We start from the raw sequence: 23,798 nt of genomic DNA, 5'->3' as shown, positions 1-23,798 counted from the left end.
CATATAACAACCGCGCCTTCGTGAAGCACGGCACTCCCGCCAAGCAAAATGAAACAGCGCAAACGGCCCGGCCGCTCGAACGCTCAGGCGATCACGATTTCCGGCCCGTGCGCCGCGATCGCCTTGCCGAGCGTTTTTTCCGGCGCGAGTTCGGTCACGAGATAACGCGCCGATTCGATCCCGTTGATGCGCACCGGCGTCACACGTCCGAACTTCGAATGGTCGGCGACGATCACCACCGTATCGGCGGCGGCGATCATGCGGCTGCGCACTTCGGCGGCCATGCGGCTGTAGTCGGTCAGAAAACCATCCGGCGAGATGCCGCCTGCGCCGATGAACGCGAAGTCCGCGTGATACTGGGTGAGTTGATGGACGGTGTCGAGCCCGAAGGTGGCGTCTTCGATATCCGACAGTTCGCCGCCGAGCAACGTGATGCGGTTGTCGTTGCGGCGGCCCAGCAGCAGCGCGATGCGCCAGTCGTTCGTGTAAACCGACAGACGATGCCGGTCGAGCAGCGCCCGCGCCACCGCTTGCGTGGTGCTGCCCGAATCGATAATCAGCGATGCGCCATCGGGCACGAACTCGGCCGCGCGCTCGCCGATCGCACGCTTCGCGCCGGCGTTGGCGGCTTCGCGCGTGTCGAGGTCGGGCTCGCGCCGGTCGCTCGACAGCGCGCCGCCATGCGTGGTGACCAGCAGACCGCGCCCGGCGAGCGCGTTCAGATCACGGCGGATCGTTTCACGCGACACGTTCAGTTCGCGCACGAGTTCAGCGACCGAGAGCGCGCCGGTTTTGGCGACTTGCGCGAGGATGTATTGGTGACGTTGTTCTGCGAGCATTGACGGCTTTTCCTTCATCATCCGAGAGAGGCTGGTCACGCGGGGCATTTCTTCATCAAAGGCCCTTCAGATAAGGGCTTTTTGTATCGACCGTTTGCGCACCAAGAAACAGCTACGGTCGTCGTCTGCAAGTTGCTAAACGCTAGACATGGGCATAGCTCTTTTTCGCTCGTTAGCCGAAAACCTACGCCGACCACGCGATTTGATGCCAAGGCTGCCAAACAGCTAAAACCTGGTACTTACATGAGCTTCGACGCGTCCCCGGGCCTTCGTCTGGAAGCGACCGCATCGCGGCGCAGTTGGACCTACCGATTCAAATCGCCCGTCGATGGCCGGATGCGTCAGCAGAAGCTGCGAGAGTGGCCAGCAATGTCGTACGCTGCCGCGATAGTCGAATGTCGAATGTCGAATGGCAAGACATTCGGCAGCGCCGCGACGCTAAGGAAGACCCTGTTCTCACACTCAAGGCATCCAATCGGACTGTGGCGGCTTCGACGCCGGAATCATACACGGTGCGAAAACTGTGTGACGACTTCGTCATCCGCCAGCGTTAAGCCTTGGGCACTAGGCGACATAACGGGTCGGACGTCGAGCGAGATCGTCGCCGATCTCGCGCCGGGAGCGAAGGTCGTCAAGGCGTTCAACACCGTTCCAGTGCCCCTGGGTCTCGGATTTCTCGCCGTCAAAGCGGAAGACCGCGTTCTTCGTGTCCGGGGACGACGCCGGCGCCAAAAAAGCGGTGAGCGACCTAATTGAGGAGATCGGTTTCTACAGTCTCGATCTAGGTTCCCTCGCAGAGGGCGGCCGACTCCAGTAAGCCGGCGGACCACTCGTGGGGGTCAATCCTACGTTCAGTGAACGGTTCGTCCTTCCTACGATCGACTGACCAGGGAGGACGTGGCGCTTCACAATGACCTGTCGTTATTCTCTTTGTGACCGTCGCAACGATCACACCGGCTGGCGCAACGACGCTGGCAACGGTTTCCGGCGCTCATTTCGGCTATCGGCGCTCGTTGCCCCATATGCAGGTATAGCGATTGCCTTGGGATCGATGGCCGCAACCGCCGCAGCGGGGTTGGCGGCCTGGTGCTGCTTCGGCCGGCATTGCTACCAGGTGTTAAGGCAAGCGAGACCGACGCCACCGTTGTTGCTGCATTCTGGAAGCCTCGTTGTAGCAACCGATCGCACCGAAAGTTGCGATCACGATTCATCCGTCGAACTTGACCAAGTCCTTAAAGATCAGTTGACCCCAGCTATTTCCACGCGCCTGCACAAGCAGTCCACCGTCCGAAAGCCCGCCAAGTTTGATCGGCGAGAAACCGAGATTTTCCGCAAGCGTACCAATCTCCGCTGCGGCGCCGTCATCGTCGCTCGCCAGGAACACGACTCTCCTGCCGCCATGTACGGCCGGATCCTGGTCAAGGACAGCCGCGCCCAAATGGTTGAAGCCCTTAACCAGTCTACCGCCAGTGAAGGCCTGTGCGACGACCCTGGAAGAAGGTTGTCCGCCCAGTTCCTCAGGGGGCACGCCGTAGGCATTGGTCACATCGACGATGGTCTTCCCCTGCCAGGTGGACAGCGCGTTCGCGACATCCTGGTGCGACTCGAAACGGACAGCCAGAAAGACGATGTCCGCCTTGACCGCTTCCGCCAGTTTTTTGGGAACGATCCCGGGTCCGATCGCGGCCGCAGCGGACGCAAAGTTTTCCGGGTCGCGAGTGGTTGCAACGGATACTTCGATGCCGCTTCGGGCAAACGCCCTGGCAAGAGCCTGGCCGATCTTGCCGAAGCCGATAATTGCGTAGCTCATATATTTTCCTTCGGTTTACCACGCCCTGCGGGCTCCAAATATCGAATGGAGTGACCGGCCGGGCGTGGCGGTTCAGAGTTGCGGTAGCGCATCAGAGCTGCGCAAGGCCGCCGTCAACCGCGACCTCGCTAGCGGTCATGAAGCTGCTGTCCGGCGATGCGAGAAAGGCGGCCACCGCTGCGATCTCCGCCGGATCGGCCATGCGCTGAAGCGGAGTCATCGAGGCGAAGACCTTCTGGCCCTCCTCGCCTAGCGCTTCCTTCGCGAGTTCGGTCGCCGTCGCCCCGGGCGACAGCACGTTGACCCGGATGCCGGTGCCCTTCAGGTCCTCCGCCCAGCTCCGCGCGAGGTTGCGCACTGCCGCCTTGCTCGCGCTGTAGGCGCTCATTGACGGGGCACCCGTGGTGCCGGCGCTCGATCCGGTCAGGATGATCGAACCGCCCTGGCCCATCAGCGGCAGCGCCTTCTGGACCGTGAAGATCGTGCCCTTCACATTGGTGTCGAAGGTTTCGTCGATGTGCTCGGCGGTGATCTCGCCGAGCCGAAGCTGGCTTCCCGCCCCGGCATTGGCGAAGACGATGTCGAGGGTTCCGCGCTCGGCCTTCACCGCCGCGTAGAGTCGGTCGAGGTCGGCCAGATCGGAGACCGAGCCCTTCATCGCGCGGGCATTGGGCCCGAGGTCGGCCACAGCGGCGTCGAGCGCTTCCTGCCGGCGGCCGAAGATGAAGACGAAGGCGCCCTCCTCGATGAAACGCTTTGCCGCCGCGCGGCCGATGCCGGTAGCGCCACCGGTGATCACGGCGGTCTTTCCATTCAGTCTGGTCATGATATGCATCCTTCCTCGGAGTTGTACGGAAGCAGGAAACTGCTTACTTGAGGGAAGTATGCTGTTCTGGTAACTTGAGGACAAGTATGCACTTTTTGGTAAGTATCAAAACATGACGACGCCCTCTCAAATCTGCGATACCGGCTGCGGACTCAACGCCACGCTCCGCATCATCTCGGGCAAGTGGAAACCGCTGATCCTGTTTTTTCTGCGCGACGGCCCGAAGCGCTACGGCGAGCTCAAGCGCTTGACCCAGGGCGTCAGCGACAAGGTGCTGATCCAGCAATTGAAAGATCTGGAGGCCGATCGCGTGGTAGCGCGGACCGACTACAAGGAAGTGCCGCCGCGTGTGGACTACGCGCTGACCCCGCTCGGTCGCAGCCTGGCCGACGCGATCGTCCCGCTGTGCACTTGGGGAACCGAGAACGCAGCGGAAATGGCAAGCATCTTCGCCGAGCGCGACGCGTTGTCCTAGCGGGATGCTGAAGAACCGCCGGGTCGGACGATGCGAGGCGAAAGCATTTCGATTACATGTGGGCCGGTCTGTGCAGATCTCCCCGTCAATCCAGTGACGGTGGCCGATGTCTCACCTTGAATGACTTCAATCTCCTGCTGTGTATCTGTCCAATCCTCATTCATCCAATCGTAGTCGCCGTTGCTCGGCACCATGATCATTGCTGCGTCGAAATCCAGCGTAAGCGACCCGAGTGCGATGGAAGATATAGAGGCGTTTGATTTGCGCTGAACCTGTCCGCATTTTTGTGTGCGAGGCGATGGGCGGAGTTACCCGCGTGCGTTGGTGAATCGCTCACCAAACAGGATAGCAAACTGGTTCATGGCGGATGACCAGTCGAATGCCGCCCGTACTGATTTTGCCAGCACGTTGCGCAGCGCCAGCCAGAGCAGCTTGATGGCGGCCTCGTCGTTGGGGAAGTGGCCGCGGGTCTTGATGATCTTGCGCAGCTGCATGTTCAGACTCTCAATGGCGTTTGTGGTGTACACGACCCGGCGTATCTCGGGGGGAAACACGAAGAACGGCGTGACGTTCTCCCACGCTCGTCGCCACGACTGCACGATCGTCGGGTACTTCGCTCCCCATGGGCCTTCGGCGAAGGCCTCCAGGGCCTGCAGGGCGGCCGGTTCGCTCGCGGCTGCATAGATCGGACGCAGCGCCGCGGCGACGCTCTTGCGGTCCTTGTAGCTCGCGTACTCCAGACTGTTGCGGATCAGGTGCACGATGCAGGTCTGCACGGTCGTGCGCGGGTACGCCGTGCCGATCGCCCCGGCCAGGCCCTTCAGGCCGTCGACCACCGCGATCAGGATGTCCTGGCAGCCGCGCGTCTTCAGTTCATTGAACACCTTGAGCCAGAACTTCGCGCCCTCGGTCTGTTCGATCCACAGGCCGAGCACGTCGCGCTGGCCATCGGCCTGGATGCCCAGCGCCAGATAGACGGCCTTGTTGCTCACCACGCCGTCGTCGCGGATCTTCACGCGCAGCGCGTCGAAGAACACCACCGGATACATCGCCTCGAGCGGGCGGCTCTGCCAGGCGAGCGTCTCGGCCATCACCTCGTCAGTGACCGAACTGATGAAGTCGGGGGAGACCCCGGTGCCATAGCTCTCGGCCAGGAACGCCTGGATTTCGCGCACGCTCATGCCCCGCGCGTACATCGCGATGATGCGTTCGTCGAAGCCCGTGAAACGGCGCTCGTGTTTGGGAATCAGCAGCGGCTCGAAACTCCCCTCGCGATCGCGCGGCAGATCGACCCTGAGCGGGCCGCGCTCGGTGATCACCGTCTTGCCGCTGGCGCCATTGCGTTCGTTGGTCTGCTCGGAGGGTTTGGGCTGACCGGGCCGGTAGCCCAGATGCATGTTCATCTCGGCGCCCATCGCGCGCTCGATGAGCGCCTTGTTGAACGCGAGCATCAGGTCCTGGACCTCGGCGGGCGTCATCGGCCCCTTGACCAGTTCATCGAGCAGCGCTTCAGGCAGGGCAGGCAGCGGCCCTCGGGCCGCTGCCTGCGAAGCGACGGTGCGTTTCTTCTTCATCGGCATATCCATGACTTTGATCCTTCATGATATGCCTCGCCCACGAAATTACGGATAGGTCCTTTGCGCTAGAAGAAGTTGTCTGCAACCCACTGTCGACAATTTAGGCAACACTGTCGAACGGTTCTTTGTGGCCGAACCTTGTCCATTGTCTTCCAGCGCTCGTGGTTTTTCACGCCGCGCGCTACCCGGCAGTCCGTGCCCGACACGGACTGCCCGTCGACCCAGTGCCACATCTACGACGGCTTTCAAGGTACAACGGCCGTTCGTCGACTCGCGACGGTCAGTTCGAAGCGAGGCGACCACCCGGCGATGGCAACTCTGCAGGATGGCTATCTTGTGATGAACGTCAGGCGCTGCTTTAAGCCGCCAAGCCCCGGGCTTCGTGAAGAATCCATTTCGCAAATGCCAGTAGTGGCTCCTCACTCAACTCGATCGGCTCTGGAAGAACGAGGCAGAAGTTTTTGGTAATCGCTTTGCCGTCAGGCCAAGGCGCGACCAAACGGCCTTGTTCAAGCTCTGCCCCGATGTAAAGACGCGGCACCAACGCGACACCCAGGCCAGCCACCGCCGCCTCTATCAGCATCGAATGGAGATCGTAACGTGCGCCAACCGCCGAATTGGTCAGCACGATGCCGGCCTCTTGTGCATAAAGCTGCCACGCGTCCGGATTTTGCCGCCTGTGAAGGCGTGGCAGCTCGTCGAGCGACAGGTTCGCAGCGGCGTCCGCGAGGAGCGCCGGACTACAGACGGGCACAAGCACCTCCTCCAGCAGGTGATGTAGATGCATACCCGCCCATGCTGGATGCCCAAAATGGATTGCTGCATCGAAACCGCTACCCGCAAGAATGAAGGGCTCCATCCGCTCGGCGATATGCACGGTGATGTTCGGATGCATATTCTGAAAGCGTTTCAGCCGAGGGATAAGCCAACGGGTGGCGAAGGTCGGAATGGCGGCGATATCAATGCTCGCGCCCTCGATGGGCTGCCCCATCAGATATAGGCTGTCCCGTTCCAGTCGATCCAGAACCTCGCGAACCTGCAACGCGTATCGCGTGCCGCTGGGCGCAAGCCTCACCCGATTTCCAACGCGCTCGAACAGCGCGACACCCAAAAACGCCTCCAGGCGACCGATCTGACGACTGATGGCGCCCTCGGTCAGCGCCAACTCCTCGGCCGCGCGGGCGAAGCTGCCGTGTCGAGCCGCAGCCTCAAAAGCCAAGAGCGCGGAATTGCTTGGAATCTTACGTCGCATCGAAAGTCTCGCCGGTTGGAATGCGTTCGACCAGCTTGAGCAAACATCACTGAAGGCTGACTTTATATCGCTATATACGCGGAAAACATCAGATTAGCATTACGTTACTGCAATGAACATGGGTCGCTTGCTGCACTATGTCCCAGCCGTCACGAAGGATAATCTGATGATCTACACCGTGGAATGCAGCTTCGCCGATGCCAACAGCGAAGCCGAATGGAATGACTTCTACAGCCTTGAAAAGCTGCCCGCCCTCATCTCGGTTAGTGGCTTTCACACATCGCAGCGCTTCAAGTCGTTAAGCGACGGTTGCCCGGTCTACCTCGCCGTCCACACGATTGACGGTCTCGATGTTCTGACGGGAGAGGAATATCGCCAGAAAGGCGGTGGCAATTTTGCAAGGTGGCAGCAACACATCACCGACTGGCATAGAAATCTCTACAGCGATATCGGCCTTGCGCCGGCGGTCAATGCTGACGAACTCCTCGTGCTTTGCGCAGGCGGCCCCGAACCTCTGATCCAGATGGGCCTCACACCGTTGGCCATGCGAGCAGTCGCGCTGGAGAAGTTTCCGGACCGCCGTTGGCTCGCAAGACTGCCTCGGCGAAACGCTCAACTTGTCGAGAGCATGTCGGAAGGCGTCCACCTCTACGCGCCGATGACGGAACAACTGATACGCTCCTGCACCGTTTCGACCGGACAGGAAAAATAGGTCCGCGATGCCCAATGTCACTTTCTATATTCCTACCGGGCAAATGCCGTCTGATGAGAGGCTTGCCGAACTTTCCAGCGACTGCATCGTACTCTGTACGAGTGTCCTTGAAGCGGCGCTCGAAAACGTTCATGTCGTCTATGTCGACGTTCGGCATGGGCACGGACATCCCGTCTTCGCGGAAATCCAATATCGCCTTGAGACGTTTCGCACGCCTTCGGTGATGAACCAGTTCATGGAAGCCCTGGACGATGCCATTGCGCACCGCACGGGTTTCACGGCGCGCATCCGTTGTTTTGGGTATGCCGCATCGAACCTTCACGCCCGAAACTAAAAAGTCTTCCGGAGAAGAATTGTGTCCACCTTTGCCTTTCCAAGTCAGCGAGCCGGGGATTTCACGATCACCGCAATCAGCGACGGCTACCTTACCGCTAGTCTGGACTTCCTCTCGAACATCGCCCCGTCCGAGGCATCAAGAATGCAAAGTGATGCAGGGCAGAAGGAGCCTTCCGCCGTACATATCAACTGCTATGTAGTACGCGGAGCGGGCCGCACGATTCTCATCGACGGTGGGGCGGGAGGCATCAAGCAATGGGGCGGCCGCCTGAGAACCCATTTATCGCTTGCTGGCGTCGAACCATCCGAGATCGACACGATCCTGCTCACACACGCCCATCCCGACCATGTCGGCGGGCTAGTGGACACAGCCGGACAAATTACCTTTCCGAATGCGGAGCTTGTTGCTCATCAGCAAGAGGTCGCATTCTGGCAGGATGACGGAAACCTAAGTCGTGCCAGCGAGCGTGCCCGCGGTAACTTCCTGATAGCGCGTCGAGTATTCGACGGCTACCGCGACAAGCTTCGCACTTTCGATGACGGAGAAGTGCTTCCCGGTATCAGAGCGATGCCGCTACCGGGACACACCGATGGACACTCCGGATATCTTGTCGAATCCCCTGATCAGGGCCTGCTTGTTTGGGGAGACATTGTTCATTTCCCGCACATCCAGATTGAACGGCCGGACGTATCGATCGCATTCGATCAGGACCCTTCCCTGGCAGCCGCCACACGATCACGGCTTCTGGACCTGGTCAGTTCGGAGGGACTTTTGATCGCAGGTATGCATTTCGGGGAACTCGGCTTCGCGCGAATCAAGCGAACGAGCGGGAGCTACGGTCTGCGTTATGAGACCGAAGCATGAGGCCGCGCACAGAAGTGACTATGTCTGATACCACTCCGGCACTACGCACCGGAGCAACGACGAACAGTGCGATGCCGTGACAACAGCCGTGGCCGCTCCGTGTTTAGCTTCGTGTTTATTAAGGGACGTTCTCACTGCACTAACTGAGCGGCCGCTTCGGTTGACGAAGGAGCGTTTGTCTTTGTCAAGCGGATGGCCGGTTACGGGGTGAAGCCGACGCTTGAACGTCCGAGGGACGACCCATGCGAACGGCGGCTCCAGGCCGTTCCCTGCCTGCTGGCGGTCGGCGATCAACGGCAGCAATGCGCCGCGCACCGCGCCACCCGCACCGAACCCGGCAGGTCCGCCATGCATTTCGACCAGGGCGGCGAAACGCTCCCACGGGTCGTCCACCTGTGCGGCGATCACGAGGTCGCCATCCGCGGCGCGGAACACGCCATAGAGCGTCGACGTAGGCATGTCGTGACCGGTCTGCTCAGGGACGATGCCTTGCATCGTGTAGCACTGCACCGCGTATTCGTGCATCGACACCAGCGTGTCGTAGAGAGCCATGTCGATGTGCTGGCCGCGACGCTCTTCACACGACCGAGCAACTCGGCGTTGATCGCGGCCACGGCGTGAATACCCGTGTACATATCGCCGAGCATCAGGCCGCACGCGCTCACCGCCATTGCCCCCCAACCGCGCGCAGGATGATCTATCCTGAATGACTGACGGTCAGCGCCGGTTGCCGGCCATCCAATCAAGGAACCGCAAAACAAGAGGTATCTGATGGATACAGTGTCAAGTTCCCGCGTCCGGTGCAGGCAGGTTTCCGATCTTCCGTGCCCGAAGGGTCTGCCTTTTGTCGGCAACCTTCATCAGCTATCGCCGACCCGCCTTCATCTCGTGCTCGAACAATGGGCCCAGGAACTCGGCTCGCCTTTCAGGTTCCAGATCTGCCGGATGCCTGTGACAGTGTGGACCGATCCGGAACTGTGCCAGGCCATCATGCGCGAACGTCCGCACCGGTATCGCCGTTATGCATCGATCGAGCCGGTGCTGGAGGAAATCGGCACCAACGGACTGTTTTCTGCCGAGGGCGCAGCTTGGGCGCCTCAACGGAAACTGATCATGCAATCGTTGTCCATCCCGAATATCAAGGCGTTTTATCCCGGTCTCAAGGCCACCACGGAGAGGCTTTACCGACGTTGGCAAAGCGCCGCGGCGCACGGCAAGGTCGTCGAGATGACTGACGATCTGAAGCGGTACACGGTGGATGTCACCAGTGCTCTTGCTTTTGGCGAGGACCCGCGAACCCTGGAACAGGACCGGGGTGTCATACAGGAACATCTCGCGCTTATCTTTCCGATGCTGATGAATCGCATCAACGCGCCTTTTCCGTACTGGCGGTATGTCAAGCTCCCTCGGGACCGCCAACTCGACCGCTCCCTGGTCGAAGTTCACCGATATGTGCGCAGCATGATGAGCCGGGCACGTGAACGGATGCGCGATGAACCGTCGGAGTCGCCACGTCATCTCCTCGAAGCGATGCTGGCCATGCGCGACACGCCCGGCTCCGGCGTCACCGACGACCAGGTCGCCGCCAATGTTCTGACGCTACTGCTGGCGGGCGAAGACACGACGGCAAATTCGATAGCGTGGGCTTTGCTATACATTGCCGCAGATCCGGCCTTGCAACAGAGGCTCTTCGACTCAGCGCGCGGTGTGCTCGGCTCGGAATCCGTTTGCCCGGACTTCACGTCGTTGAAGCAACTGGATCTGTTCGAGGCTGTCTGCACGGAGACCGGAAGGCTGCGTCCTGTCGCCGCGGTGAACTCGTTCGAGCCATTGGAGGATGTGTGTCTCGCCGACATCATGCTGCCGGCTGGCACGAAGATGTTTTTCCTGAATCGGCCCGCGACACTCGACGAGAAAAATTTCTCGAATCCGTTGCAATTCGACCCTGATCGCTGGCTGCATGACGGGAGCCGCCCGCGTACAGCGCACGACCCGCGCGCGTACCTGCAATTCGGCGCGGGGCCGCGTGTGTGTCCGGGACGTTACCTGGCTGCGGTCGAAATGCGCCTGGTGCTGTCGATGCTGATGGCGAACTTCTCGATTCAGATGGCTGTCGATCCAGGTACGATCCGGGAGGTCACGGCCTTCACCATGGTTCCGAGTGCCATGCCGGTGCGTCTGACCGCACGGACCGCCTAGATTTTTCGCCCCGCGCATCCGATCGATCCGGTTCCGGTGCGCGCAGGAGCGCAAGTGCGTGTAAATTCGAATCCAGTGGCCTCCGACCCGCCACGGCGTCTTCCAATCGGTCGCCATCGGAGTGAGTCTTACAGGAGCCGATATGAACACGAAGCACAACAAAAAAGAACATCTGGAAGCCGCAGCGTCACATCACGAGAAGGCGGCACGATATCACCGCGAGGCGTCGCGGCATTTCGAGGCCGGTAAAGACTATGCCCACGCCGCACACCAGTCGATGATGGCCTACGGCCACACCTTGTACGCGATCGATCAGGCACACGAGGCCGGTGCACACAGCGCCACTACGCCGCCGATAACGCCTGCATCGACCGGCTCTGACAAAAACAACGAAATTGCGGCAAAACATCACGCAACGGCAGCAGAGCTTCACGACCAGGCGGCACTGCATATGCGTCATGCCGTCAAGCTCTTCGATCAAAACCGTAGCGCAGTCGCCCACGACGCGCAGCTAGCGCTCTCGCTTGCACTGCGTGCCTTGTCCCATGGCAACGAAGCAGCCCGACTATTTGTGAAACTCGCTGCCGTCGAAGCTTCGTGAGTGATGTGTCTGGCCGAGTGTTTCAGCGTTGAGCGGTTCCATTGGTGTCGCTCATTGAGCGTACCGAAGGCTGAACCGCTACCTTCACGGCACCGGCGCCGGACAGCACCAGGTTGTCGGCGGATCTACGGTCGCGCCAGCCGTAAAGATCCGCGCACAGCTGAATCCAGCGTTCCACTCACTCGGGCTAGGCCTTTCGGTTCAGCCAGTCTGCCGCAATGGACTTCGCATGAGCGACGGCCTCCTGCGCGTCAAGGAACACACCGAGCTGTTCCCAATTCTCCTCGGTCGCGTAAGTCCCCTTCATACCGAGTGCTCTTTGTATGCGCAACTGCGCCGAGTACCTGCCGTCCTCCAGTGGTCGAGCAGTTGCAATCACTTTGTGCGGAAGACCAGATCTCTCCGGTTGAACCAACTCAACAGGACCGCCCGGCACGGCAATGTCCTTCAACTCGTTTCTCACCTTGCAGTCTGGGCAATAGAAGCACCACCCCTCGTTCTCATGAATGGAGCCGACCTGCCCGCGGGCCAGCACGGCGCGACATTCAACGTTTTCGCAGATGAACGGCATAGCAGTCTCCTGAGTTGTTTGCGGGAAATCCTAGCATGACCGCCCTCGCCCAACCATCGGCATTGTTGCCGTGCCTGTTCTGCGCGCTCGAGGTTGAACGTCACCCTTATTCACTCCCCAAGGAAAACCCTCAGCCGCGGGTCGACTTGATCGCGGTACGCGGTCACAACGTCGCCATGATCGGGGCATCGGTCGGAGCGGATTCGCCCGGTTCGCGATCACGATCGTCCTCCACGCGTTTGACTGCCCTGTTCCAGCATGGCGCTCTTCGCTGCAAGTGCAACGTAAGCAACCGGGGTTAAAGACTGTTTCGCGCTGCTCTCAGTGGCAGGGCTGCTCATCTCAACCGGATGGCATCCGCTGTGGTCGCTGATAACGACGGCCTGCGCACAGGCATATTGGCAGACGCGCGCTGGACGGCGGTGGCAGATAGCGGCGGCGCATAACCCATGCGGCGAGCTTGTAAAGGCGCGATGAGTTGCATATGTTCATACATGAGTCACCTGTCTATGCGACCGTGCAAGCGCTCGCGGGGTCTCGCCCATTCCTCGGAGTCGATCCAAGTGAATGATCGCCACCTTTCGGAGAGCATCGGCCATGGTCGAGAAGAATCGGATTCGTGCTGTGTTCCTCGCCCTGGCGATCGCCGCGTTTGCACCGGCCTGTCAGGCGCAAAACACCACCGACTGGCTGGCGAACACCTATGGCACCCTCGCCGGCCACGTGGGCAACACTGCGCGTGCCATGTGGGTCGCGCCCGAGGGGGTGATCTATACGGCCTCCATGTGGGACGAGTACGAGGGCGGCGTCGCCATCTACCAGAACGGTCGCAGCGCCGGCTCGATCGGGACTCACGGTGAGTTCCAGGGCAGCGCCATTACCGGAAACGCCGCTTCGATTTTCGCGGCGCTGCAGTACAGCAGCGCCTACGGAAGCGGCGCGGTGGGACGCTACAACCGTACCACCAGGACCCGCGATCTTTTGATTCAGGTCAGTGCGTTGAGCAACCAGCCTCGGGTCGATGTCGTCACCGGACTCGCCACCGCCGGTTCGCTGCTCTATGCGAGCGACTTCTTTGGCAATCGCGTCCGGGTCTTCACCACCGACGGTGTGTGGAAGCGCGACATCAACGTCGCGAGTCCGGGCGCGCTCGCCCTGGATGGCGCGGGCAACGTCTGGGTTGCACAGAAGAAGACGGGCACGATCGTCGAGTTCAGTCCAACCGGCGCCCTGCTGAATACCATCCAGATGCCTGTCGACTCGCAGCCATCGGCGCTCTATTCCGATGCCTCATCGGGGCAACTCATGGTCGGCGACGAGGGCCCTGACATGAATATCAAGCGCTACAAGCTCTCGGGCACGCCCACATTGGCCGGTACATTCGGCATTCAGGGCGGTTATCTCGACACCACGACGGGAATCAAAGGCCAGGTCGGTGCGAAGCGCTTCACCCGCGTCACGGGCATCGGCAAGGACACCGCCGGCAACCTCTACGTGCTCAACAACCCGTGGGGAGGAAGCTGGGACCTCGGCCGCGACGGCGGCACCGACATTTACGCGTATGGCGCCGCCGGCAACTTGCAGTGGACGCTTCAGTCCCTGAACTTCGAGGGCGTCGCCGCGCCGGACCCGGCCACCGATGGCGCGTTGTTCTATGGCGGCACCAGCATTCACGCCGGCACCGCAGGCGGCACCTTCGTCGCGAATACCGTCGATCCGTTCGCCTATCCGTCGGACCCGCGCGTCAACTTCAACGATCGCGCACGGGATGAGCACTTCGGTCAACTTGCCAGCGTGGGCGGCAACCGGATTCTCGTGGTGTCCAGCCAGAATCCCGATACGTTCTACTTCTTCCACTTCAACGCTGCGAATGGCTACATCGCGATACCGGACGCCGCCCTTCCCGGTACGGCGTTCAATACGACAGCACCGGTCAGAAACGGATTCTGCATCGACAGCAAGGGGGGCGTGTGGGCCGGTCTGGACAGGACCGGTTATATCTACCACTATCCCTTGACCCGCTTCGACGCCAGCGGCAAGCCAGCATGGGGGTCCGGTATCCCGGTCCGCATTCCCGCCAGCATCCAGCCGTTGACGCGCATCATCTACCTGGCGGACAGCGACACCATGATTCTCGGACAGGGCATCGTGGGGAGCACGGACTGGACGTCGATCGGCACGCGGATCGAGGTGTATCACGGCTGGAGCGCGGGCAACACCACCGCGCCGAACCCGGTGATCAACCTCGCTAACGCCGGCGCCAAGTCGATTGCCGCGGCCGGCAACCATCTCTTCGTCGGCTACTGGTTCGGTGGCAGCGGGCCGGCCAGGCCGAACATCGACGCCTTTAACCTCGCTACCGGCAACCTCGACGCCACACTGATCAACACCAATAGCAGTACCGTGGACGCCAGCAGCGCCCTCGATTCGATGTACGGCGTGAGGGCCTATCTTCGATCGACCGGCGAGTACGTAGTCACGAAGAACAACGTCAAGGGTTCCAGCATCACCGTTTATCGCTGGACGCCGTGATCGTGCGCTCAGTCCAGTCCATGAGAGAGGCCCCGGCGCGGATTGGCACTTGTGCTGAACAGAGCGGGTGCAAATCGGGTTTTCTACACCGTCGTGGAACCGCGCAATAGAACTTCTGTTTCGAGCGAATGAAGCGCTCGAGACCGAGGACTTTTGCCGGGTCCGCTCTCGCCTGAAGAACGCCTTGTGCCTGGCGCATCAGCCAGAAGAACCTTCGATCAGCCCGCCGACCTGCCGGGCTGAATCGTTGCCTTTGTCTCAATGCGTGGCGACGGAATCGAGCCCGGTCGATGTCACTTCCGGCTGCACGGCGGGCGACGCGAGATAGTCGAGCAGCGCTTTCGCCTCCTTCGGATGCTGCGCGCCGACCGGTATGCCCGCGGCAAAGCGCGTGACGGACTGCATCGACTCCGGAATCTTGCCGACGTACGCCGCGCCCTTCATCGGCAGCAGCTCGCTCACCTGCTGAAAACCCACTTCGTAGTCGCCGGTCGCAACCACGGACGCCACCGGAATCTTCGGGATCATCCTCGCCCTGGTTTTCACCTGTTCCTCGATGCCGAGCCGCCTGAACAATTCGCGCTCGACATAGACGCCACTCGCGCTATCCGAGTACGCGATCGACCGGGCATGCAGCAAGGTTTCCTTGAGCGCCGCCTCGGACGCGATGTCGGGCTTCGGCGCGCCGTCGCGCACGACCATGCCGATGCGCGAATCCGCGAGTTCGACGCGCGAATCGGGCATCACCTTGCCCTGCTTGATCAGGTCGTCGAGTGCATAGCCGACCATGATCACCACGTCGGCAGGCTCGCCGCGCTGAAGACGGTTCGGAATGGCCTCCGGCGACTTGCCCATCGACGGGCCGAGCGCGGTATCGAGCGTGTTGCCGGTCGACGCCGCGAACTTCGGGCCGAGCAGCTTGTAGGCGGCGGTAAAGCCGCCCGAGGTCATCACGTGCAGATCGGCGGCCTGCACATTCGCCGCGACGGCGCTGACGAGCAGCGCCGCCGCGCAGAGTTTCAGAAGAATGGATTTCATGGTCGAAGGAATGTCAGTCTGAAATTCGAGGCGCGCAGCGATGCTTCAGGAAGCGGCAGGCAGCGGAACGGCACGGCGCCGATACAGTGCCAGCGTGGCGCCTAGCCCGCACACCGCGGCGAAGCTCATCCAGTAGCCGGGCGCGGCCTTGTCGCCCGTCGTATGAATGAGCGCGGTCGAGATGACGGGCGTGAACCCGCCGAAGACCGCCGTGGCGAGGCTGTAGGCCAGCGAGAATCCCGCGACACGCACTTCGACCGGCATCACTTCGGTGAGCGCGACGATCATTGCGCCGTTGTACATGCCATACATGAACGAGAGCCAGAGCAGCACGAGCAGCATGTTGACGAAGCTCGGCGCGTGAGCCAGCAGCGATAGCGCGGGGTAGGCGGTCGCAATCGCCAGGACCGTCATGCCGAGCAGGAGCGGACGGCGTCCGATCCGGTCCGACAACGCGCCGCCGACCGGCAGCCAGATGAAGTTGGAGATCCCCACGCACAGCGTGACGAGCAGGCTGTCGGCGGTGCTCAGATGCAGGACCGTCTTGCCGAAGGTCGGCGCATACACGGTGATCAGATAGAAGCTCGTGGTGGTCATCGCGACCAGCAGCATGCCGGCGATCACGACATTCCAGTGCTGCACGAGCGTGGCGAAAACCTCCTTCATGCCCGGGCGATGCTGGCGCTGTTTGAATTCCCGCGTTTCCTCCAGATTGCGCCGAAGAACGAAGATGAAAGGCACGATCATGCAGCCGACGAAGAACGGCACGCGCCAGCCCCACGCGGCGATCGCCGCCGTGTCCAGCCACTGGTTGAGCGCGAAGCCGAGTGCCGCTGCCACCACGATCGCCACCTGCTGGCTGGCGGACTGCCAGCTCGTGAAGAACCCCTTGCGGCCGGGCGTCGCCATCTCGGCGAGATAGACCGACACGCCGCCCAACTCCGCACCCGCCGAGAAGCCTTGCAGCAGACGGCCGATCAGCACCAGGGCCGGCGCAACGAGTCCGATCGTTGCATAGCCGGGCACGAACGCGATCAGGATGGTGCCGCTCGCCATGATCGACAGCGTGAGGATCAGGCCCTTGCGACGGCCGACATCGTCGATATACGCGCCGAGAATGATCGCGCCGAGAGGCCGCATCAGGAAGCCCGCGCCGAAGACCGCGAAGGTCATCATCAGCGAAGCGAACTCGCTCCCCGCCGGGAAAAAGACCGCGGCAATCTGCGTGGCATAGAAGCCGAACAGGAAGAAATCGAACTGCTCCAGGAAGTTGCCCGCCGTCACGCGAAGTACGGCGGAGGCCTTCGATTGCCCGGGGGCCAGGGAGGTTGAGGGGGAATGCATCGAGACGTCTCCAGAAATTTTGAGCTTGCGGTGCTCGGCGGATTGTTGTTTGTCGAATACTCGCCCGAACGCCGCGAAACGATAAGTGCTATTTTTGGAACGATTGATGTGCGGGGGTTATCAGTGGCGGCCAGGCGATGCAGGAGATCCTGTCCGCCGATCGGCCCGCATGACGAGGATCGCGCGGCAAAATCCGGCCCGGCGATGCTAGAATCGCCGGCGTCTTTATCCTCTCCATCATGACTTCACGCTCCCGCCACCACCTGACCGCATGGCTTGGCCTGATCGCCATGTGGCTCGTCGTGTTCGCGCCGGTCGTGAGTCAGATGCTGGCGTCGAGCCGTGTGCATGAGCCCATTGCGGCGCTCTGTTCGGCGCTTCAGCCGAGCGGGCCGAGCGACGCGAGCGCGATCGCTCAGGCCGGCCCCGCGCCGGTCAGTCTCAGCCACGACGACGCCTTCGGCGCGTGCGGCTACTGCCATCTGCTCGAACATCACGTCGCGATGTCGGTTGTTGCCGCCGTCGATCTGCCGGCGCCGCTCGCGCTTGCCGGCACCGCGCCGCCCACCCTCTCCACCCGTTTCACGCCGCTCGGCGCGTTTCCGTCCGGACGTCCCCGAGACCCGCCTGTCGTTTCCTGATTGCCGTTGTTCCTGATTGCGTATTCGTCGCGTCCGTCGAGGGCGCGCGCGATCGCCTGTTCAATGCATCGAGGAAACGTTCATGTTCAAGCTCGTTCTGCGAAGGCTGTGCCTTCGCGCTCGCCGTTGCGCGCCCGCGCGGCGTTCGCCGCGGTCTAGGCCCGCACACTTCTCAGTGCATCCTTTGGTTCAGTTGCCCACTTGTTTGGCGCGGTACTGGCCTGCCGGCGCGACCGTCTATCTGCCCGGCTGTTTATCCGTCTTCGTTCCGGCGTTGGTGCCGGCATTCATCCCGTCGCCGGCTCATGCGGAGAACGCAATCGCGGACGCCACGCTGCCGGCAGTCAGGGTCAGCGCGAATGCGGCCGGCACGCCGCGCGCCGTGGACCCGAATCTGCCGGCGTCCGTCGAGACGGTGACCCGCGAACAGTTCGACAACTGGAACGTCGTCAACACCGAGGACGTGCTGAAGTACATGCCGAACCTTGCGGTGCGCAAGCGCTTCATCGGCGACCTGAATGCGATCATCGCCGTGCGCGGCACGAGCAACACGCAGAGCGCGCGCGGTCTCGTCTATGCGGACGGTCTGCTGCTCAGCAATCTGCTCGGCAGCAGCTTTTCGTTTCCGCCGCGCTGGTCGATGGTGTCGCCCGACGAGATCCAGCAGGTCGACGTGATCTACGGGCCGTTTTCCGCGCTGTATCCGGGCAATTCGCTCGGCGCCACGGTGCTCATCAGCACGCGGATGCCGAAAAAATTCGAAGCCGACGCGGACCTCAAAGCCTTCACCCAGCACTTCAGCCTGTTCGGCGTGAATCAGAACTTCAACGGCAGCGAAGCGAGTGCGTCGATCGGCGACCGGATCGGCAAGTTCTCGTATCGGCTCGGCGTGAACCACCTGGACAACACCAGCCAGCCGCTGCAATTCACCACGCTCGCCAAATCGACCACGCCCGCGAACGCCGGCGATACCCCGGTGAGCGGCGCGCACTTCTACAACAACCAGACCAATACGCCGACCGCGGTGCTCGGCGTGAACGGCGAAGGCATCGAGCACACCGTGCAGGACCAGTTCAGGCTGAAGATGCAATACGACTTCACGCCGACGCTGCAAGCCGGCTTCACGCTCGGCTACTGGCATCAAACGTATAACAGCGCGACGTCGAGTTTCCTGCGCGACGCGAACGGCAACCCCGTGTACAGCGGCAAGGTTGCGATCGACGGCTACGAATACACGATTCCCGCCGCCGCATTCGCCCCGAGCCTCGGCCATAGCGAGAACTGGCTCTACGGCGTGTCGCTGAAAACGCGCAACGCCACGGGCTGGAACGGCGAGGCGATCGCTTCCTACTACGACATCCGCAACAGCGTGGCGCGCACCGCGAGCTCGGGTGCGCCGGGCAACGGCCCCGGCACGATGATGCTCGGCGACGGCACGGGCTGGAAAACGCTCGATCTGCGCACCACTTACACGCCCGCGGTGACACAAGCCGGGCTCGCGAATCACGCGCTGAGTTTCGGCTATCACTACGACAACTACTTCCTCGACAACAAGAGCTACAACACGCTCAACTGGCGCGACGGCGCGGCCACGTCGTTTGCCAACGCATTCGCGGGCAAGACGCAAACCCAGGCGCTGTACGCGCAGGACGCCTGGCGTTTTCTGCCACGCTGGAAGCTCGTGTACGGCGTGCGGTATGAAGACTGGCAAGCCTATGGCGGTTCTCAGGCATTGCCCGGCAAAAGGCTTGCATACCGCGATGCAAGCCAGCAGCATTTCTCGCCGAAAGCGTCGCTCTCGTTCGATGTCAGCGACGACCTGAGCTTGCGCGCTTCCATCGGCCGCGCTTATCGGTTTCCGACTGTCAGCGAATTGTTCCAGGGGCAAATCAACGGCGCCTCGATCGTCAACAACAACTCGAACCTGAAGCCCGAAGACGATCTTTCGAAAGAACTGAGCGCCGAATGGGCACACTGGAATGGCGTATTCCGCTTCTCGCTGTTTCAGGACGACGTGAAGAACACGATCTTCAGTCAGACCGATACGACCGTGATTCCCAGCGTGACGAACTTCCAGAACATCGGCAAGGTGCGCTCGCGCGGCGTGGAAACCAGCTACTCGGGAGAGGACGTGTTCGTGCGCGGCCTCGATCTGCTGGCGAGCGTGGCCTATACGCAATCGAAGATCATCGCCAACGCGCAAAACCCGGCCACGGTCGGCAAGTACTTCTATCGCATTCCGCTGTGGCGCGTGAATCTCGCGGCGACTTATCACATCGACGAACGCGCGGCGCTCACGCTCGCCGCGCGCTATTCGGGCCGCCAGTACAACACGCTCACCAATACCGACACGAATCCCGACGTGTTCGGCGGCACGAGTTCGTACACGGTGGCCGACGCGAAGTTCACCTTCAAGCCGACGAAGCTGAGTGAAATCGGCATCGGCGTCGACAACCTGTTCGATGCCCGCTACTTCGTTTATCACCCGTATCCGGGCCGCACGTTCTACGTCGAGGCGAAGCTGCGCATGTGAACGCGATGCGCTGCCACGCGTAGGCGCCGGGCGCGAACCGATTGACCCATTTTTCGTTTCAGGAAGATTCCATGTCGACCACGACCACTCAACGCACGGCTGCGCTCACCGGCATGCCGAATGCAGGCTATCGCACGCTGTGGCGCTGGCATTTCTATGCAGGGCTCTTCGTGATGCCGTTTCTGATCGTGCTTGCGATCACCGGCACGCTGTATTGTTTTCAGCCGCAAATCGAGCCGCTGCTTTATCCGCACCGGCTGATCGTCGAACCGCGAGCGACAGCCAGGCTCAGCGAAGACACGTTGCTTGCCAAGGCCCGCGCGGCGATGCCGCGAGGCGCGGCTGCCGTGACCGCGGTGATTGCGAGCGCGCCGGATCGCAGCGCCGAATTCGTGTTCCGTCTGCCTGACGGCGAAAAACAGAGCGTCTATCTGAATCCGTACAGCGGCGAGGTGCTGGGCACGCTGAGCGTCGAGCATCGCTTCATGCAAGTCGACCGGATGCTGCATCGCAAGCTGTTGCTCGGCAAACCCGGCGAACTGCTGATGGAACTGGCCGCATGCTGGACGCTGGTGATGATCGGCACCGGCGTCGCACTCTGGTGGCCACGCGAGAAAACCAGCTTACGCGCCGCGTTGACGCCGAGCTTCGCGCTAAAGGGCCGCGCGCTGTGGAGGAACATCCACGCGGCGATGGGTATCTGGCTCGCGCTCGGCGCCTTGGCGTTCGTATTGACGGGGCTGCCGTGGTCGGGTTCGTGGGGCAAGCAGTTCAAGGCGCTCGCGAGCGCGGCGAATCTGGGCGCGCCGCCGGGATCGTGGGGCGGCTTGCCGTTGCGCTCGGTATGGCCGGGCGCGCGAGGCGAGCGGGCCACCGTCGGCGATACGTCCGCCGCGGCGCAATCCGCGCATACGGCACACGGAGAACACAGCGGGCACGAGGCCCACGCATCGAACGCGGACTCGATGCCGGGCATGGTCATGGACGATCTGCCCTTGCCGCTTACGCCGTGGGCGGTCGGCAACACGCCGGTGCCGTCCTCCGTCGATGCGCGTGCTCACGCGTCCGAGGCGCTGCCGCTTGGGCGCATCGTCGCGCTGACGGCATCGCTCGGCGTGACCGATGGCTACAACATCGCGCTGCCCGCATCGCCGACGGGCGTCTACACCGTCTCGTACTTTCCGGCCGATCCTAAACAGGAGCGCACCCTGTACATCGACCAATACAGCGGCGCGGTGCTGAAGGACATTCGCTATGGCGATTACGGCGCGGTGTCCAAGGCGGTGTCGTATGGCACGTCGCTGCATATGGGCCGCTACTTCGGCGTCGCGAATCAGATTCTTTGCGCCGCGATTTCGCTCGGACTCGCGGGCATGGCCGTAACCGGCTGCGTGATGTGGTGGAAGCGGCGGCCGCAACGCGCGCTCGGCGCGCCGTCGCGCGAACGGGCCGCGCCGCCGATGCGCGGCTGGAAAGCCGCACTTGTCCTGCTCGGCATCGTCTTTCCGTTGATGGGCGCGACGCTCGTCGCCGTGTGGCTCGCCGATCGGGCATTTTTCGGGCGGACTTCGCGGCGTGATCCGGACGCACAGCCTTCCTGAGCTATCGCGGCGTCGTTGCATAGTTTGATCGTTTACGATACATTTTGCTCGGTTATGAGTGATTTCAAATCGAGCAAAGCGGAGACATGCAACGAACACGACAGGAAGCAATGGAAGGGCTTCTGCCCGAGCAGCGCGAGCAGTTGATCCTGGAGCGGCTGCGCGCGCAAGGGCGCGTGCTCGCCTCGTCGCTCGCGGCGGAATTGCAGACTTCCGAACACACGGTGCGCCGTCATTTGCGCGACCTCGCCGAGCAGGGGCATTGCAAGCGCGTCTACGGCGGCGCCCTGCTCCTCTCGCCGGGCGGCGAGCCGGCGGCGGTTCGCATGCGGCAAGCAATGGACCGCAAGGCATGCCTCGCTGCCGCCGCGGCGTCGATCGTCCGGCCGAAACAGATCATCGTGCTCGACACGGGCTCCACCAACGTCGCCATCGCCGCCGCGCTTCCCGACCACGCGGACCTGACCGTCGTGACGAATTCGCCCGAGGCTTGCGCGCGCTTGCTGAACCGGCCGGGAATCGAGGTGATCCTGATCGGCGGACGCATCGCCAGGAACGTGGCCGGCTCGGTCGGCTCGACCGCCTTGCTGCAAATCCAGCAGATCAAGGCCGACCTTTGCTTTCTCGGCGCGTGTGCGCTCGATCCCGATGAAGGCGTCGCCGCCTTCGACGCCGAGGAAGCCGAAATCAAACGTGCAATGGTGAAAGCGAGCGGCCAGATCGCCGTCGCGATGACCTCTGAGAAGCTGATGACCGCGGCGCCATTCGCGGTCGCGGCGGCATCGGCCGTCGATTATCTGTTTGTCGAAGCCGACGTGCCTGCCGGGCGGCTCGCGAGACTCGAAGCCGTGTGCGACAACGTGACGGTGGCTCGGTCATGACGTCACACCTCGCATCGAGTATCAAGCCGTTGAAGGAGCGCATTGCGACCATCGGCGTGTTTCTCGCCAACGGATTCGGGATCGGCGCGTGGGCCGTCGAAGTGCCGCGCATCAAGGAAAGCCTCGCGCTCAGCGACACCGCGTTGGGTATCGCGTTGTTCGCCTTCGCGCTGGGCGCCATCGTCGCCATGCCGCTCGCGGGGCAACTCGCGCCGCGCTTCGGCAGCGGCCGGGCCACCGCGCTGCTCGGCGCGGCGTTCGTCGTCGCGCTGCCGCTGCCCGCGTTCGCGCCGGGCATGGCGGCGCTATGCATTGTGCTGTTCATGTTGGGCGCGGCGAACGGCGCGCTCGACGTCTCGATGAACGGACACGCCAGCACCATCGAAACACAGTGGCGCTCGCCGATCATGTCGTCGTTTCACGCGGCATGGAGCGCGGGCGGGCTGCTCGGCGCGGCGACCGGTGCGCTGCTTCAGAAAGGCGGCGTCGGCGTGATCGGCGGTCTGCTGTTGCCGGGTGTTGTCATCGGTATCGTGATCGTCGCCGCCGCGCTTCTCGCGCTACGCGATCTCGGTCCGCGCGCGGCTGCGTCTTCGAGCGGATTCGCGTGGCCGAGCGGCGGCGTGATGAAACTCGCGATGCTCGCGTTTCTGTGCATGCTGGTGGAAGGCGCGGTGGCCGACTGGAGCGCGGTGTACCTTCGCTCGACGTTGAACCAGGAGGCGAGCGTCGCCGCGGTCGGCTATTCCGCGTTCGCATTGTCAATGGCGGCTTGCCGTATTGTCGGCGACGTGTCCGTGCGCCGCTTCGGCTCCAGCAAGGTCGTGGCGTTGGGCGGCCTGATCGCGGTGGCCGGGCTCGCGCTCGTGCTCAGCTTGCCGACGGTGCTCACCGCTTGCGTGGGCTTCGCGATGGTCGGCATCGGCCTCGCGAATATCGTTCCGGTTATTTTCAGCGCGGCGGGCCGCTCGACCGACACGCCGGCGATCGGCGTGTCGATGGCGGCCACCGCGGGCTATGCGGGCGTCCTCATCGGGCCGCCGTTGATCGGGCTCGGCGCCGGCTGGCTCGGCTTGCGCCTCGCGCTGTGCGTGCTCGTGCTGGCCGCCGCGATCGTCTGCCTGCTGGGCGGCAGGGCGGTGCGCGGCGTGCGGCTCGCGTGAAA

General features: G+C 62.4%; 20 protein-coding genes and 1 pseudogene. 12 read left to right on the top strand and 9 right to left on the bottom strand.

Annotation, left to right across the window (positions count from 1 at the left end; genetic code table 11):
- Positions 1-83: 83 nt before the first annotated feature.
- The 3 genes from ACOCG7_RS04460 to ACOCG7_RS04450 all read right to left on the bottom strand — a co-directional run bounded on the left by ACOCG7_RS04460 (position 84) and on the right by ACOCG7_RS04450 (position 3,475).
- Complete coding sequence (locus tag ACOCG7_RS04460; RefSeq protein ID WP_073432544.1) at positions 84-839, bottom strand: DeoR/GlpR family DNA-binding transcription regulator; 756 nt, start codon at positions 837-839, stop codon at positions 84-86.
- Positions 840-2,046: 1,207 nt separating this feature from the next.
- On the bottom strand, positions 2,047-2,649 hold the full coding sequence (locus ACOCG7_RS04455) for an NADPH-dependent F420 reductase (RefSeq protein WP_114163683.1): 603 nt from the start codon (positions 2,647-2,649) through the stop codon (positions 2,047-2,049).
- A gap of 91 nt (positions 2,650-2,740) precedes the next feature.
- The gene (locus tag ACOCG7_RS04450) at positions 2,741-3,475 is read right to left on the bottom strand and encodes an SDR family NAD(P)-dependent oxidoreductase (RefSeq protein ID WP_073432539.1); all 735 of its coding nucleotides are present in this window, start codon (positions 3,473-3,475) and stop codon (positions 2,741-2,743) included.
- 112 nt (positions 3,476-3,587) lie between these two features.
- Between ACOCG7_RS04450 and ACOCG7_RS04445 the strand changes: the two genes are divergently transcribed.
- Positions 3,588-3,950, top strand: coding sequence for a winged helix-turn-helix transcriptional regulator (locus ACOCG7_RS04445; protein WP_073432538.1), 363 nt, complete (start codon positions 3,588-3,590; stop codon positions 3,948-3,950).
- A 308-nt stretch (positions 3,951-4,258) separates the two neighbouring features.
- Here the strand turns inward: ACOCG7_RS04445 and ACOCG7_RS04440 are convergent, their stop codons facing one another.
- Both ACOCG7_RS04440 and ACOCG7_RS04435 read right to left on the bottom strand, forming a co-directional pair.
- Positions 4,259-5,530, bottom strand: coding sequence for an IS256 family transposase (locus ACOCG7_RS04440; RefSeq protein ID WP_412534878.1), 1,272 nt, complete (start codon positions 5,528-5,530; stop codon positions 4,259-4,261).
- A 355-nt stretch (positions 5,531-5,885) separates the two neighbouring features.
- The gene (locus tag ACOCG7_RS04435) at positions 5,886-6,779 is read right to left on the bottom strand and encodes a LysR substrate-binding domain-containing protein (RefSeq protein WP_073432537.1); all 894 of its coding nucleotides are present in this window, start codon (positions 6,777-6,779) and stop codon (positions 5,886-5,888) included.
- 166 nt (positions 6,780-6,945) lie between these two features.
- On the opposite strand from ACOCG7_RS04435, the gene ACOCG7_RS04430 reads away from it, so the two are divergent.
- Genes ACOCG7_RS04430 through ACOCG7_RS04420 form a run of 3 tightly spaced genes read left to right on the top strand, consistent with a single transcriptional unit; the run spans position 6,946 to position 8,692 of the window.
- Positions 6,946-7,491, top strand: coding sequence for a sugar ABC transporter (locus ACOCG7_RS04430; RefSeq protein WP_421376972.1), 546 nt, complete (start codon positions 6,946-6,948; stop codon positions 7,489-7,491).
- A gap of 7 nt (positions 7,492-7,498) precedes the next feature.
- On the top strand, positions 7,499-7,825 hold the full coding sequence (locus ACOCG7_RS04425) for a hypothetical protein (protein WP_073432535.1): 327 nt from the start codon (positions 7,499-7,501) through the stop codon (positions 7,823-7,825).
- 21 nt (positions 7,826-7,846) lie between these two features.
- Positions 7,847-8,692: an MBL fold metallo-hydrolase gene (locus ACOCG7_RS04420; RefSeq protein ID WP_073432534.1), complete on the top strand. Its 846-nt coding sequence runs from the start codon at positions 7,847-7,849 to the stop codon at positions 8,690-8,692.
- Positions 8,693-9,016: 324 nt separating this feature from the next.
- Here ACOCG7_RS04420 and ACOCG7_RS04415 read toward each other — a convergent pair.
- Positions 9,017-9,339 (bottom strand): annotated as a pseudogene (locus ACOCG7_RS04415) (CoA transferase); the annotation flags it as partial.
- Between the two features lie 124 nt (positions 9,340-9,463).
- On the opposite strand from ACOCG7_RS04415, the gene ACOCG7_RS04410 reads away from it, so the two are divergent.
- The gene (locus ACOCG7_RS04410) at positions 9,464-10,891 is read left to right on the top strand and encodes a cytochrome P450 (RefSeq protein WP_083086404.1); all 1,428 of its coding nucleotides are present in this window, start codon (positions 9,464-9,466) and stop codon (positions 10,889-10,891) included.
- 142 nt (positions 10,892-11,033) lie between these two features.
- Positions 11,034-11,492 (top strand): hypothetical protein, encoded by a 459-nt coding sequence (locus ACOCG7_RS04405; RefSeq protein WP_159442610.1) that lies wholly within the window; start codon positions 11,034-11,036, stop codon positions 11,490-11,492.
- Positions 11,493-11,679: 187 nt separating this feature from the next.
- Here the strand turns inward: ACOCG7_RS04405 and ACOCG7_RS04400 are convergent, their stop codons facing one another.
- On the bottom strand, positions 11,680-12,063 hold the full coding sequence (locus ACOCG7_RS04400; protein ID WP_073432532.1) for a hypothetical protein: 384 nt from the start codon (positions 12,061-12,063) through the stop codon (positions 11,680-11,682).
- 597 nt (positions 12,064-12,660) lie between these two features.
- On the opposite strand from ACOCG7_RS04400, the gene ACOCG7_RS04395 reads away from it, so the two are divergent.
- Positions 12,661-14,595, top strand: a complete 1,935-nt coding sequence (locus tag ACOCG7_RS04395; protein WP_421377680.1) for an SMP-30/gluconolactonase/LRE family protein — start codon at positions 12,661-12,663, stop codon at positions 14,593-14,595.
- Positions 14,596-14,853: 258 nt separating this feature from the next.
- Here ACOCG7_RS04395 and ACOCG7_RS04390 read toward each other — a convergent pair whose 3' ends face one another.
- Entirely contained in the window at positions 14,854-15,633 is a 780-nt protein-coding gene (locus tag ACOCG7_RS04390) for a substrate-binding domain-containing protein (RefSeq protein ID WP_421376969.1), read from the bottom strand.
- Between the two features lie 45 nt (positions 15,634-15,678).
- The gene (locus ACOCG7_RS04385) at positions 15,679-16,977 is read right to left on the bottom strand and encodes an MFS transporter (RefSeq protein ID WP_073432529.1); all 1,299 of its coding nucleotides are present in this window, start codon (positions 16,975-16,977) and stop codon (positions 15,679-15,681) included.
- A gap of 239 nt (positions 16,978-17,216) precedes the next feature.
- Between ACOCG7_RS04385 and ACOCG7_RS04380 the strand changes: the two genes are divergently transcribed.
- The 5 genes from ACOCG7_RS04380 to ACOCG7_RS04360 all read left to right on the top strand — a co-directional run bounded on the left by ACOCG7_RS04380 (position 17,217) and on the right by ACOCG7_RS04360 (position 23,796).
- Positions 17,217-17,618, top strand: coding sequence for a DUF2946 domain-containing protein (locus ACOCG7_RS04380; RefSeq protein WP_073432528.1), 402 nt, complete (start codon positions 17,217-17,219; stop codon positions 17,616-17,618).
- Between the two features lie 82 nt (positions 17,619-17,700).
- On the top strand, positions 17,701-20,151 hold the full coding sequence (locus ACOCG7_RS04375) for a TonB-dependent receptor (protein ID WP_083086401.1): 2,451 nt from the start codon (positions 17,701-17,703) through the stop codon (positions 20,149-20,151).
- Between the two features lie 71 nt (positions 20,152-20,222).
- Positions 20,223-21,752 (top strand): PepSY-associated TM helix domain-containing protein, encoded by a 1,530-nt coding sequence (locus ACOCG7_RS04370; RefSeq protein ID WP_073432526.1) that lies wholly within the window; start codon positions 20,223-20,225, stop codon positions 21,750-21,752.
- Between the two features lie 86 nt (positions 21,753-21,838).
- Entirely contained in the window at positions 21,839-22,633 is a 795-nt protein-coding gene (locus tag ACOCG7_RS04365; RefSeq protein WP_073432525.1) for a DeoR/GlpR family DNA-binding transcription regulator, read from the top strand.
- Positions 22,630-23,796: an MFS transporter gene (locus ACOCG7_RS04360; protein WP_421376965.1), complete on the top strand. Its 1,167-nt coding sequence runs from the start codon at positions 22,630-22,632 to the stop codon at positions 23,794-23,796. Before ACOCG7_RS04365 ends, ACOCG7_RS04360 begins: the two co-directional genes overlap by 4 nt.
- The last annotated feature ends 2 nt before the right edge of the window (positions 23,797-23,798 follow it).

The organism is Paraburkholderia sp. DD10, from assembly GCF_049177125.1.
GTDB classification, from domain to species: Bacteria; Pseudomonadota; Gammaproteobacteria; order Burkholderiales; family Burkholderiaceae; genus Paraburkholderia; species Paraburkholderia terricola.
The sequence above is the reverse complement of the archived record's forward strand: the minus strand, read 5'-3'. Positions and strand labels throughout refer to the sequence as shown.